This window comes from Niallia sp. FSL W8-1348 (assembly GCF_038006745.1).
In the GTDB taxonomy this organism is placed as follows: domain Bacteria; phylum Bacillota; class Bacilli; order Bacillales; family Cytobacillaceae; genus Niallia; species Niallia alba.
Genome location: NZ_JBBOVV010000002.1, coordinates 441,978 through 455,028, shown reverse-complemented (window position 1 = coordinate 455,028; position 13,051 = coordinate 441,978). Strand labels below are relative to the sequence as shown.

Here is a 13,051-nt window from a genome sequence, read left to right as displayed (position 1 = left end):
CTAATTATTAATCTCAGTATAATAGTTTTAATTATTGCGATTTAGTGAAGGTGGAGAGTAAATGAAGAAGAAAATAATATTAGTAGGAACATTTCATTTCGAAGAAAATGTGGCTTTAATTAAAACAAAAGAAGATGAAGTAAAAGAACTTGTTGAATTGTTGGCAGAATGGAAACCATCTAAAATTGCAGTAGAATGGGAAAAAAATGAGGAGAATCTACTAAATGAAAGATACAAGAAAATAAGTAATAAGTACTCTATAGATGAAATCGAACATATTGGATTTAGATTAGCAAAAAAATTAGAACATAATAAGCTGTATGGAGTAAACTGGGAAGGAGAATTAGTACAAGAAGATGTCAAGAATCTTTTTTAATGAAATACAAGAAAATTATTCGGAACTTTTTGGAAAAATAGAGAGTTAAAATATTAATGGTCCAGTAATTTCTACCAACTATTCATTAATAGAATCATTTTGTCGTTTAAATGAAAATATTAATATCCAAAAATTAGAACAACTTTATTTATCTCTTGTCATAGTAGAAAATAAAAAAGGTGAAAAAATAGGAATCAATTTTTTAGATAAATGGATGAAGAGAGAACTGACAATTTTTAAAAATATGATAGATATTTCAAGGGATAGCACGGAAGAATGTATTCTTCTTGTTATCGGTAGTGATCATATATGGATGTTAAGAAGGTTATTTGAAGGATTTGGCTGGGAAGTTATTAATCCTTTCTTAAATTTGGAAAATAAAATGGAATGTATGATGGATAGAATAAAAGGTTTTCATTAAACAGTTAATTAGATTAATTGGTAGTTAAGGAGAATACATAGATGAATTTTAAAACAAGTGATGGTTTACAAGTATATTATGAAATTAGTGGAAGCGGGGATCCATGCATTTATCTTCACGGAGGGCCAGGATATTGGAGTAAATCTTTTCAAGTATTTGCACAGGGTCTTTTAGAAGGAGATCTCCAAATGGTGTATTTAGATCAACGTGGATGTGGCCGATCAGAACATTCTTTATCGCAAGATTATTCTTTAAAAAGATTAATAATGGACATAGAAGAGTTAAGAATTGGATTAGGAATTGAGGAATGGTATGTAATGGGGCATTCCTTTGGCGGCATTCTTGCAGTTAACTATGCTGCTCAATTTCCGGAACGAACAAAAGGGGTTATTTTAGCAAATGTAACACTGAATATGTATGATTCCTTTGAACATCAAATAAATAGAGGACTTGAAATTTTACAGGAGCAAAGAGATGTATTTCCTTCTGAACCACTGAAAGACTATATGGAACTTGTTTATTCGACTCTTTTGAAATTAATCGAGAAAGGAGTTTACTATCGCTTTCAATATGAGGATATGGAAAAGAAAAAGGAAGTCGATATACTTGATAAAGAGTTAAGAACAGATCCTTATTTTCAGAAGAAAATTTTTTCATCAGCGGAGTATTTTCAAAATTTTACTGAATTAACGGAAGAAATACAAAAGCCAATATTGATAATAGCTGGAAAATCTGACCATGCGGTTGGACCACATCATCATTTATCTTTTAGAAGTAAGAATGCGAAAATTTATTCTATAAATGGTGGGCATCACCCTTATATCGAAAATCAAAAAGAATTTAAAGATGCTATCTTGGGCTATGTAAAGAGTTAAATGAAACTTGGCAATAATCTTTTGTCCCATGGTAATATGGGGAAAGAGATTTCGTTAGGAGTGAATTTCATGCTTTCTTCATTAAAAGCGATTCAAAAAGTGAAACAGGGAGATAAAGAAGTACTTCGTCAATATAAATGGCTACAGTATCTCTATCTAACAAAGGAAAAGAACATTAACTTAGAACAAGTTAATTCTCTTGAAGGAATAGAAAGTCATCCAGTTCTGTCCTATATTGAAAGAGCGCTAACCATTTTAGACAACAGTACACGAGTAAATCAAGTTGGAAAATGCATCATAGAAGAAGTGTTGATTTGGAGTGATGTCGCAAAATGTGGTTCACCATCTAAAAGAAGGTATTGGCGTGAGCGAGGATTTCAATTAGGCATACATAATATTGGTTCTGCGCAAATTTATGCAGAAGAAAAAAAGAACGTAGCAATCAACCAACGGAATTTAGCACAAGAAGAGCTCGTGTTCACACTCATTTATACGCACGGATTAACGGGACAATTTATTAGAGGAGAAGTTCGCTATTGTCAATTAGAGCCTTTAATTTTATATATGAATAAAAATACAATAGTAAACCAAGATGACATGTACAATATATTGTATGTCATGAATCAATGTATCATCGAAGCTGTTTCGCCGCAAATATGGAGAGATGTTCAAGAAGAGGTTAAAGAAATTATAGGCTCTATTTTATCAGGAAAAAGGGAGAAAGAGTTATCGTTAAAAGAACGAATAAAAAGACTAAGAAATGCCGCTATTCAAAACGGCGAAAATTTTGATATGGGGTATGAGCAATTTTTTAAGGACGAGAAGCTGAAAGCGTTGTTTCAAATATTTTTTCGCAAAACTGATATGTGGTATGTGGAGTCAGCACTTCATGATTTCACCCTTGAAGAATTTTTAAAAATCTTTCTATTAATATATCAAAAAGTCAATCCATTAACAGTAAAGCAAATCAGCTTTGAACCGTTTATGAAAGACATATATTATGACTATAAAGGCAAAAAAACAATTAATTTATATAAGAAGCGAATCATTGAGGCTTACTTGAAAGAACAAATGATGGAGAAATTAGTTGCAGGACACGATAGCAAAAATGACCATGTAGAATTAACAATTGTTCCACTTGATTCTTTAAATGAAAATATAGGAGTAGCGTTTGCTTATTCAAAAGCAGGAGAAAAATTAATTGAGTTTTGCCAAGAAGCGGAAAAATCCCCCCTTTATGAACGTGCAATTATTCTCCTATATGATTTTTTCGGTTTTCGAAAGGATGGATTTGATCGCCTGCAAAACGAGCAAAACTATCTTACCGATATGAATAATGCCAAAAATTATAAAAAGGCAATTGCCGACTATGCAGTGGGAAATAAGATGCTTGATATAGGTGCAGGCGGCGGGATCATGTTAGATATTTTATCGGATAGTCATCCTAAGGCAACAGTAATTGGCATTGATATTTCTACAAATGTTATTGAGTCATTAGAAAAAAGAAAAATAAGAGAAAAGAAAAGTTGGTATGTTAAACAAGCGGACGCACTTCAATTAAAAGAAACATTTGCGCTTAATAGTATGGATACCATTATATTCTCTTCCATTCTTCATGAGATGTATTCTTATATTCCATATAAAGGGATAAAATTTAATCCAGAGGTTATTTCCGATAGTCTAACAAGTGCATTTGAGGTATTAAAACCAGGTGGCAGAATCATTATTAGAGATGGTATTATGACAGAACCGAAAGAAGAATTAAGACAAATTGAATTTAAGCTGCCAAATGGCATGGACTTTTTTAAACGCTATGTAAATGATTTTAAAGGAAGACAGATCACTTTTGAACAAATAAACAAATCCACTATTCAATTACCGATTAATGATGCGATGGAATTTCTTTATACGTATACATGGGGAGAAGAAGCTTATCCGCACGAAGTACAAGAGCAGTTCGGCTATTTTACCCCTACAGAGTATAAAGATGTTATTCATAAGGTGATTGGAAAAAAGGGAAAAGTTCTATTGTTTGACCATTATTTACAAGATGGGTACGGAGAACATCTTTTACCGAAAGTGAAATTGATGGATGCATCCAGGAATGTAGTTAAACTTCCTGATAGTACTTGTTTTATTGTTATCGAAAAATTAAGTCGATAGGGGATTAAAATGGAATACTGGTCTTTAGTAGAAAACCCAACAGGGGAGGTTTACCAGCAATTAATAAATGTACTTTGTAGTTATTCAGATAAATTTTATTTTATTACTAGAAAAGAATTAGGTTATGACATGAAAATAATAAAGAACTTTGAACCTTATATAGTAGAGACATATAAAACAAAAAAATGGGCAAATACTATGACGGATGGTCCATCTGCAACTGTTTATGTTATTGATGTTAATCCAGAAACTTGTTTATTATTACAACAATTGGCCAATTCTTTATATGATTGGGTTTCGCCTAAATTGCCAGAAGATCTTACGTTTATAAAAAATAATCATCCCTGGTTTACAAGTACAGCACATGAAGAGTTTGCGATTTTCTCCATACGCTCGGATTATTATCGAAATATTATGAAGAAAATAGATGGCTTAACTATACAGATGGAAGAATAGTTCTAATTAAAACGAACTAAATAGAACAAATAAAAAGAATAGAAATTCACCTACTTTCACATAATGAAAAAGGATCTATTTTAACAAAGGAACCGCTATCTTCTGTATTTCATATGAATATAAAAGGTTCTTTTTATAGAAAGTAGGTGGAACTATGGATATAAACAGAGCGAGGCAAATACTTTCGTCATCAGCTGAAATAGAAGTACAGTATAATGGTGTTTCTGTTTGGATAGATGACATTAAAGAAGAAGACGCAACTGCAATCGTTCATCTTGTAGGTGGGATTGAAGAACAAACAGAAGTAGATATCGCAAGCTTGGAAGAAGTATAAAGTTCAAGAAAGACAACCACTAATATTAATAGTGGTTCGTTTTTTTTTTTTTTTTTTTTTTTGAAATTATTAGCTCCTAATTCTCATTTCCTGGTTTTTTTTTTGATAGATAATTATTTATATCGGTAAATGTAAATATGGTAAAATAGTATTCAAATGGTTTAGAAAAAAAGAGGTGAGATACATGCAAATAAGTCTTAAAGTCTATGGTGAGCACGCAGGGATGGTATCCCATCTTATTGCTAAAAACCCGCATAATCTATATGAAAGAAAAGAAAAGGGTGGATTAGTGCGGATTGTTTTTACGAAAAACGAGGAGAGAGAAGTCAATATATTATTTTTCGTTACAGTAGATAATGTTGAATTAACGAAGAATCAAACGAATTTTTCGTCTATAACTCACTATATTAATGATAGAGAAAGCGCTGTTAGTAGTATTTTCTGCTCTGTTTTACGAAAAGCAGTAGGAACAGCACTAAATGGAAAGCCAAAAGAAGAATTTAAAGATTGGGTAAACTTTGCTTTTTCACTTGAAATTACTTTTGGGCCTCTTTCCACAAATTTATCCGAGAAAGAGATAAGGGAGCTCTTTGAACCTTTAGGATATGAAGTGAGCATCGAAAATGGAAAAGTACTTTTGCCAGCAGCTTTTCAGAAAAAAAGTTCAGCCAAGTTTATTACCTTAAAAGCAAATCAGACGATACAAGATTTCTTTCGGCATTTATTTGTATTAATTCCTGTCATGGACCAATATAAGCATTATTTTATTGATGAAAAAGAAGTCGATAAGCTAAAGCGCTACGGGGAGGGCTGGCTTTCCTCTCATCCGAAAAAAAGTTTTATTATAAAGGAATCACTTATTTTTTCAGACTTAATCGACAAATCAAGGTTATTAGATTCAAATTCTAATAACCAAAAACAAGAAACAATTGTAAAAAAGAAAAGCTTAAATCAATGGCGTTATGAGAAAATAGTTGAAACGGTAAAGATACTTCCTCATAATAGCCGGATTGTAGATATGGGTGCTGGAGAAGGAAAGTTAACTGCGCAATTAGGATTTGTTAATGGGATTAAAGAACTAATCGCTGTAGAGCCCTCCGAAAGAGAACAGCAAAAAGCTAAAAAAAGAATCGAAGCATTAGTGGACAAGCCAGATTTTCTTTTCCCAACCTTTAAATGGGGTTCTTTATTCTATTATGATAGCGAATTGGAGAATAAAGATATATTTATTCTCTGCGAAGTGATTGAACATATTGATGAAAATCGATTATTTAAGACGTTTGAAACAATTTTCACGAAATATCAGCCGTATCATTTGATTATTACAACGCCTAATCAAGATTATAATGTTGTCTATGATATGAAGGAAGCAAAAAGGCATAGCGACCATCGCTTTGAATGGACTAGACAGCAGTTTCAAGAATGGGTGAGCTATTGGCAAAATCATTCAACCTATGAGGTGCAAATAGATGGAATTGGCGAATTTGTGGAAGGATTTGGTTTTCCTACACAGATGGCTATTTTTTCAAAGAAAAGAGGTGTATAAATGAAAACGATAAGCATTCCACATAACAGTATAGTCTTATTGATTGGCCCTTCGAATAGTGGGAAATCTACGACATTACAAAATTGGGTAAGAAAAGGCTATTTGCAAGCGGAAGAAGTAATTAGTTCTGATCATTTTCGAAGATTGGTCAGTGATATTGACTTTTTAGACTGGACAAATCAGCCTAAAGAAGTAGCTGCCAATTTGATGGAAGAATATAGCCAAATATCGAGAGTAGCTTTTGATATGATGGAAAAAATGATTGGAGCAAGAGCAGCATTAAATAAGCGCTCGTTTATAGATGCAACCCATTTAAAAGAAGCAGAGCGCGAAAAATATCGACTTCTTGGTAAGCAATTTCATGTTCCAGTAATAGCAATTTTCTTCGATATTTCCTTGCCTGTTCTCCTTGAAAGAGATGAGAAACGAACTCATCCGAGAGGGAAGGGAAGAGTGAAAAGACACTTTGAAATAATGCGCCAAGAAATTCGCAAAATCCAAAAAGAGACCTACTATGCAATTTATTCTTTAAGAGAACGGGATGAGTCTGTGCAAATAGATCCAGTCGTTTCTTCTTTATATTTAAGTGCAGATAGTGGTTTGGATGTTATCGGCGATATTCATGGATGTATGGATGAATGTTACGAATTGCTTGAACGGCTGGGATACGTGAAAGAGGAGGATGGATTATTTAGACATCCAGAAGGGCGAAAGTTTGTTTCAGTAGGCGATATTATGAGTCGTGGACCAAAATCTGCCGAAGCGCTATTCTTTTTTTCTGCGCATCTAAAAAATAATCTTGCCTATATGATCGACAGTAATCATGGTTGGAAAATAGCAAGATGGCTAGACGGCAAAAAAGTGACACTAAGTCATGGTGATGAATGGATTGAAGAAGCCTTTTCTGCATTTTCTCATGAATATACGGATAAGCAGATAGAGGAAATAAGAGAAGATTGGAAAACAATACTCCTTAATGCCCCTTCTCATTATGTATTAACAAGAAATGGAATTAAAACAGCCATTATCGCCCATGCAGGTATTAAGGATAAATATATTGGAAAAGAATCTGCTGGAATTTCTGATTTTACGAGATATGGAGAAACCTTAGGGATGGATTCAGACGGAAAGCCAATTCGCGGAGACTGGTATCGAAAACATTTATCAAAAGAATTAATCATCTGGGGACATGATCCAAAGCCAGAGCCGCTCGTTGTGAATAATACGATAAATATTGATCAAGGCGTTGTTTTTGGCGGCAAGCTAACGGCTATACGCTATCCAGAAAGGGAATTTATATCAGTAAAGGCGCAACAAGATTATGCCCAAATCGAAGATAATCCATTAAAAAAGTGGCAAGAAACAAGATTAGCCTTACCAAACGTTCATCGATTTATAAATGGTTTTAGTGTATGGACAGACACATATGGAGAAATTAACTGTCCACAAAACAATGTGAAAGCAGCACTGGACAAAGTTTCTCATTATACGATTCCTATGGAAGAATTAATCTATATTCCGCCAACCATGAGCCCTACACCGAAGAGTTCGTCGATAGAAGGATATTTAGAACATCCGATAGATGCCTATCACTATTACAAAGACAATGGGATAGAACAAATGGTTGTGGAGAAAAAGCATATGGGCAGTAGAGGAATTCTTTTGTTATACAAAAATCAAGAAACAGCTGAAAAATATATCGGTAAAAAGAGCTTGGGAACTATCTACACGCGAACTGGGAGAGCTTTTTTCTCCCATGAACTAGAAGAAGAGATCCTCACTAAGCTGCACAATGATTTAACAGCTGCAAATTATTTTGAAGAGAATCAGACAGACTGGGTATTGCTTGACGCTGAAATTCTCCCTTGGAATTTAAAAGCGAAAGATTTAATTATTCAGCAATACGCTCATGTCGCTGAAATGAGCCAGATGGATAGAGACAAGATACATCAGCAGCTTCTTCTTGCACAACAAAATGGCATGGATGTTCAAAGTTGGATAGAAGAATTTGAGCAGAAACGAAAAAATGCGCAAAGCTTTAGTGAAGTATATAACCAATATTGCTGGGAGATTCAGCGTTTAGATGACATAAAAATTGCACCATTTCATTTACTTGCACATAGTAAAGAAAGCTTTTTTCTAAAAACCCATCAGTGGCATATGGAGCAAAATGAATATTTTAGTACCATAAGCAGTCTTTTTATGAAAACAGATTATATGATTGTAAATGATGAAGAATCACTGACAAAAGCAGTGAGATGGTGGGAAGAGATAACTGCAGACGGCCATGAAGGAGTTATCTTTAAACCATATCATTTCCTCGCTAGAAATCAAAAGGGCAAATTACTTCAACCGGCTATTAAAGTAAGGGGACAGAAATACCTTCAAATTATTTATGGTATGGATTATTTAGAAAAGGATCAATTACGTCGTCTTAAAGACCGAAAAACAGGAAAAAAACAGCGTAATGCCTTAAAAGAATTAGCATTAGGGTTAGAAGGAATCAATCGCTTTATACAGCTTGAATCTCTGGAACGGATTCATGAATGTGTTCTTGCTACACTGGCGCTTGAAGAAGAACCTATTGATGCAAGATTATAAGATGGAACCAGTATCCATGCAAAAAGCAAATTCAGAGGACGTTTTCATATCACTCCCTGAATTTGCTTTTTTATCTTTTAATCGCATCTATAATAAGAGAGGGAAATAAGAGTTTTTCCCCATTATTTCGTGGATCATACTTTTTTGACCGGAAAATGACGCCATCCTCCCCATCCCAGTCATTTTCATGGAAAGTTCCTTTTTCATCACAATATTCCAATAATTTAGTATCAAATCCTGCTAATTCAAACATCCGACTTAATGTTCGATAATTATGAACGATTCTATGAGTAGAGACAGGATGATCCTTTGGGCCTGGTCCACCTACTTGAACTATTTGTTGATACGACTTATCTGGAAAGAAACCATCTGGAACAGCACAACGAATGTATCCTGAGGGCTTCAAGTATTGATAGCAAAGAAAAGCTGCTTGAACGCCTTCTTTAAAGGTTAAGTGCTCCCACACATGTTCAGCTAAAATAGCGTCAATCGAAGATTTGTTAAAGTGTATCCAGGTTGATTCATCTAGTAAATTCAATTCTTCTTCTTGTGTATATATCCAGCCAGGATTATTCCTGTATTCTCCTGCACCTATAACAAGCTTTATAGACTTTTCATTCATTTAAATTCCCCTCCTTTTTGCTTAGAAAATTTTAATTACACTATAATATATAGTTTGTAGGTCACTAGTGTTGCGTTAATTTAATTTAACTATTAAAAATACTTGAAATGTTCAATTTTATCATTTTATGCAAAGAAAAAGTCCTTTATAATGGATAAGTTAGGTGGTAACCCGTCCAAATCCACTAAAAAGGACTATCGCATGGACAAGATTACACGAAAAACTTCATTTGGACAATGGTTTTCACCAATAAATCTTCAATTATTTGAAGAAAACGTGAAAACGTTGAAATTAGATTTCTATACGAAAAAACTAACGACAGAGTCATTTCTAAAATTATTACTTTTTGCGCAGCTAGAAGAAGTCGAAAGTCTGCATGCGCTGAGCGATTGTCTTTTCGATGATCAACTGCAAAAGGGCATTGATCTTGATTCTATCAGTATTTCCCAACTCTCACGCCGTTTAAATGGCATGAATCCAGACTTATTCCAAAAGCTTTTCCTTGATTTAGTTTCACAAATTCATGCCAAAACGCACAACACGAAACTTGTGATGCCATTAAAAATCATTGATTCAAGCACATTGCCTCTCAATTTGACTAATCATAAATGGGCAAAATTCCGCAAAACAAAAGCGGGTGTTAAATTGCACTTACGCCTTGTGTTTATGGAAAAAGGTATATCCTATCCCGAAAAGGCCATTATGACAACGGCCAAAGAACATGACCGCGGTCAGCTTGAAGTAATGGTTGATGACAAGGAATGTATGTATGTGTTTGACCGTGGTTACTTAGACTACGAACGCTTTGATCGGATGACAGATGACGGCTACTTTTTCCTTTCTAGGCTGCGAAAAAACGCAGTCATACGGGAGGTTTACGATTTTAAACTACCCGAGAATACATCTGTTTTGTCGGATCAAATGGTGTTGATTGGTACGACGCAAAACCGTGCCGAAAATTACTTTCGTCTTCTAAAAGTGATTGATTCAAAAGGAAATGAGCTTCATTTAATCACAAATCGTTTTGATTTAAGTGCTGAAGAAATCTCAAAGATGTATAAATCACGCTGGGCGATTGAGTTATTTTTCAAATGGATTAAACAACATCTCCATATCAAAAAGTTTTACGGCCAAAGCGAATGGGCAATTCAGAATCAAGTGTTTATCGCACTTATTGTTTTTTGCCTGCATGTTCTCGCACAAATCGAGACAAAAAGTAAACGAAAAACCCTACAAATTAGCCGATATTTACGGGCAGCTTTGTGGAAACCAGCACATATTTGGCTTCGAAAGATTGAAGGAAAAACCATTCCTTAATAAACAAATTGTCGTCGTCTCTTAAGTCTAATTGTAAAAAAATTTCCAAATGGATGGATCCACCTTTAGTTGGGTATTTACTTTTTTGGCTCTTAACAGGGGACATATTTAAACTGAATATTCTAACAACATTTATGCAACACTAGTGTTTGTAGGTGAGCAATAAAAAAATGTTAACGAGTAACAAATGAAAAATATGACTAATGGCATAGGAACCTTCTCCTATCTATTGTAAAATAAGGGAGCAGATAAGGGATTACCTATTTTTTCTTGTAAAGATGTATGCGTATACAAAGAGAGGGGCGATTACAATGAAAAAATTTTATATTCGAAAAAATAAAGGAATTCCGCTAAAAAAGAAGCTTATTTTTTCTTTTTTAGTGATGTTATTAATTCCAAGTATCCTAATTGGTGCATTTTCCTTTTTATATGCAAATAAGCAAATGGAAAAGGACTTTATAAACAATGCAAGTACTAATTTAAACATGCTAGATACATCGATAACTAACCTAATGTCCGCAAAGGTTTATGATATCTCGGCACTGGCAGAAACGCTGACGAAGGAAACAATCGAAAAAGATTCAGCGATTATTCAGAACACAATTGAACAATATAGCCAAGTCCATCCTGAAGTCTCGAGTATCTATATAGGGACAAATGATGGAAAGCTTTTTCAGAAGTCTACAGAGGAACTCGATGATCATATGGATCCTAGATTGAGAGACTGGTATAAAGCAGCTGTTAATAAACCAGGGGAAGCCGTTATCATGGATCCTTATCTATCCCCAGTTTCTCAGAAAATGGTTATTACAATAGGAAAAACAATTGCAGACAATGCAGGAGTTATGGCCGTTACGATGAATTTAGATTACTTAGCAGAGCTATCAGGTGAGATCACGTTTGGTCAAGAAGGTTATGTTATTCTTCTTGATCAGAAGAAACGTTTTATCGTTCATCCTGATGAAAAACAAGGAGACATTGTGAAAGATGCTTTTTACGAAACGCTTTATGAGAGACAAGCTGGAACATTGGATTATTCAGCAAATAAAGTTAATCGAAAAATGGTTTATCAGACGAATAAACTGACCGGATGGAAGCTAGCTGGAACGATGGAAAAATCAGAAATTGTCAATAATTCTAGAGGTCTTTTGTATACGATTGCAGGGATATTAACAGGATCTCTTATTATTGGAGGAATAATGATGATGCTTATTGTTTCCTCTATCATCAAGCCGATAAAAAAATTAAAAGAACAAGCAATTGCAGTTAGCAAAGGTGATTTAACAACCTCCATTAATATTGCAACAAAAGATGAAATTGGCGATGTAGCGGCTGCTTTTCATACGATGCAGCATAATTTGCAACAACTTATCAAAAATATTGAACATAGTTCAGAGAATGTCGCAGCAAGTGCGGGTCAGTTAACATCAAGCGCTAATGAAGTAACCATTGCTTCAGAGCATGTAACCAATACAATTCAACAAGTTGCAAGTGGCGCGGAAATACAGACAAAAGGATTAGATAATAATGTAGATAATATCAAATCTGTCTTAGAAGGAACAAATCAAATTGTTGCCTTTAGTAAGAAAGTGTCCGATCTTTCAACTGGCACAATAACAAAAGCCCATGCCGGCGGAAGTTCTATTCAAGCAACACTAGAACAAATGCAAGTAATAAGTGAGACCGTAGCAGAATCAAATAAAATGATTAAAGAACTAGTCGAGCAATCCAAACATATTGGGAAGATTACAGAAAGTATTACCACAATCTCAGAACAAACAAATCTATTAGCTTTAAATGCGGCGATAGAAGCTGCCAGAGCAGGAGAGAAAGGAAAAGGGTTTGCGGTTGTTGCTAATGAAGTACGCAAACTTGCTGAGCAGTCAGGTGAATTTGCGAATAATATCTCTCAATTAATTAATAGTGTTGAGAAAACGACCGAAAATACGGTGCATCGAATGGCAGAGGTATCACTGGCAGTTCAAGCAGGGTTAAAAGTAACAGATGAATCAAATACAAGGTTTCAAGAAATCGTTCATAGTATGAAGGAAATGACACCACATATTCAACATGTTACCGATACTTCAAACGAAATGGCTATAACGTTAAATGAAGTAAGCATTTCAGCTGGTGAATTAGCCCAAATTGCTTATGATAATGCTACTTCCTCTGAAGAAGTCGTTTCTTTAACGGAAGAACAACTAGCCGCTATGGAAGAAATTTCTGGGTCGGCAAAGAACTTATCAGAGATGGCGAAAGAGCTTAGGAAGAATCTTCATCAATTTACCTATTAATCTGTCATAATTAAAATACCTCCTGCATAAAGTAACGATAGGCTTT

At 34.4% G+C, this 13,051-nt stretch carries 11 protein-coding genes; 10 read left to right on the top strand and 1 reads right to left on the bottom strand.

Annotation, left to right across the window (positions count from 1 at the left end):
* The first annotated feature begins 61 nt into the window (after positions 1-61).
* From NST60_RS20615 to NST60_RS20580, 8 genes are all read left to right on the top strand, one after another.
* Positions 62-376, top strand: a complete 315-nt coding sequence (locus NST60_RS20615; RefSeq protein WP_254415291.1) for a DUF5694 domain-containing protein — start codon at positions 62-64, stop codon at positions 374-376.
* Between the two features lie 52 nt (positions 377-428).
* A complete protein-coding gene (locus tag NST60_RS20610; protein WP_341100324.1) occupies positions 429-797 on the top strand; it encodes a DUF5694 domain-containing protein in 369 nt (122 codons plus the stop codon).
* 41 nt (positions 798-838) lie between these two features.
* Complete coding sequence (locus NST60_RS20605) at positions 839-1,672, top strand: alpha/beta fold hydrolase (RefSeq protein ID WP_016203588.1); 834 nt, start codon at positions 839-841, stop codon at positions 1,670-1,672.
* A 69-nt stretch (positions 1,673-1,741) separates the two neighbouring features.
* Positions 1,742-3,835, top strand: a complete 2,094-nt coding sequence (locus NST60_RS20600) for a class I SAM-dependent methyltransferase (RefSeq protein WP_169188675.1) — start codon at positions 1,742-1,744, stop codon at positions 3,833-3,835.
* Positions 3,836-3,844: 9 nt separating this feature from the next.
* On the top strand, positions 3,845-4,291 hold the full coding sequence (locus NST60_RS20595) for a hypothetical protein (protein ID WP_016203589.1): 447 nt from the start codon (positions 3,845-3,847) through the stop codon (positions 4,289-4,291).
* A 154-nt stretch (positions 4,292-4,445) separates the two neighbouring features.
* Positions 4,446-4,625 carry an H-type small acid-soluble spore protein gene (locus NST60_RS20590; protein WP_016203590.1) on the top strand — a complete coding sequence of 60 codons (180 nt, stop codon included), beginning with the start codon at positions 4,446-4,448 and terminating at the stop codon, positions 4,623-4,625.
* Between the two features lie 184 nt (positions 4,626-4,809).
* Positions 4,810-6,171 carry a 3' terminal RNA ribose 2'-O-methyltransferase Hen1 gene (locus tag NST60_RS20585; protein WP_169188674.1) on the top strand — a complete coding sequence of 454 codons (1,362 nt, stop codon included), beginning with the start codon at positions 4,810-4,812 and terminating at the stop codon, positions 6,169-6,171.
* The gene (locus tag NST60_RS20580; RefSeq protein ID WP_169188673.1) at positions 6,172-8,772 is read left to right on the top strand and encodes a polynucleotide kinase-phosphatase; all 2,601 of its coding nucleotides are present in this window, start codon (positions 6,172-6,174) and stop codon (positions 8,770-8,772) included. It begins immediately after the preceding gene.
* A gap of 70 nt (positions 8,773-8,842) precedes the next feature.
* Here NST60_RS20580 and NST60_RS20575 read toward each other — a convergent pair whose 3' ends face one another.
* Positions 8,843-9,394 carry a class I SAM-dependent methyltransferase gene (locus NST60_RS20575; RefSeq protein ID WP_341100033.1) on the bottom strand — a complete coding sequence of 184 codons (552 nt, stop codon included), beginning with the start codon at positions 9,392-9,394 and terminating at the stop codon, positions 8,843-8,845.
* 201 nt (positions 9,395-9,595) lie between these two features.
* Between NST60_RS20575 and NST60_RS20570 the strand changes: the two genes are divergently transcribed.
* On the top strand, positions 9,596-10,711 hold the full coding sequence (locus tag NST60_RS20570; protein WP_100525938.1) for an IS4 family transposase: 1,116 nt from the start codon (positions 9,596-9,598) through the stop codon (positions 10,709-10,711).
* 311 nt (positions 10,712-11,022) lie between these two features.
* Positions 11,023-13,005 (top strand): methyl-accepting chemotaxis protein, encoded by a 1,983-nt coding sequence (locus tag NST60_RS20565; protein ID WP_224427676.1) that lies wholly within the window; start codon positions 11,023-11,025, stop codon positions 13,003-13,005.
* Positions 13,006-13,051 lie beyond the last annotated feature (46 nt).